General features: G+C 42.2%; 1 protein-coding gene. It reads left to right on the forward strand.

The genetic code is table 11. From position 1 onward, the window contains the following. Positions 1-93 precede the first annotated feature (93 nt). Positions 94-706, forward strand: a 613-nt coding sequence (locus tag OQX62_RS25050) for a hypothetical protein (protein WP_265834414.1), incomplete at its 3' end; no start/stop codon positions are given.

The following is a 706-nucleotide window of genomic DNA, read 5'->3' on the forward strand; positions in this document are numbered from 1 at the left end:
GCTGACATTACTGGACGTCAGTATACATTGGTCACCAAATACTTCGTTTTGACTTTTTGTTCGATTATCTTCGCCTTATAAAAACATAAAATTATGGGACTATTCGATGGAAAACATTTTACTGGGACGGTAGGTCAGGTAATCTTCAGAAAAAGAAAAGGCAAGCAGATAGCCTGTGCGAGACCACTTCCGGGCACGATGAAACAAACGGAAAACACTAAGAAAGCCTCAGGAACATTTGGTATGGCCAGTCTGCTCACCAGCAACATCAGACAAGGATTTTGCAATCTTCATGATGGCGATATACATTCCAGGCTGATGTCAGCACTCAATCCGGTTCTTTCTCAATGCCTGGATCTGGAAACGATGAAATATAGTTTTGACGCCGGCAGCTTTAATCAGCTTCAAGGTCTGGAATTCAATGTAGATTTGCCTCTGCGAAAGCAATCAGGATACCTGCCCGAGATTAATCTGGAGAAGAACAGGCTGCAGGTACACTTCCCGACTGAAAAAATGGTGAAAAGGATCAAATTTATAAAAGGAAGTAGTTACTGTACAATTACTGCGAGCTTGTTACTTTTTGCTTTAAAAGATGGTTTGAGGTCGAAAGCCGTGCAGCAAAAGCTAAAGCTGGGCAAGTCAGATACCGGATCATCTGGCAGAATTACCTTTGATTGTTTCGTGCCTGATGGTTGCCTTTGTTTAC

Origin of the sequence: Pedobacter sp. MR2016-24 (assembly GCF_026239655.1) — a bacterium.
In the GTDB taxonomy this organism is placed as follows: Bacteria; Bacteroidota; Bacteroidia; order Sphingobacteriales; family Sphingobacteriaceae; genus Pedobacter.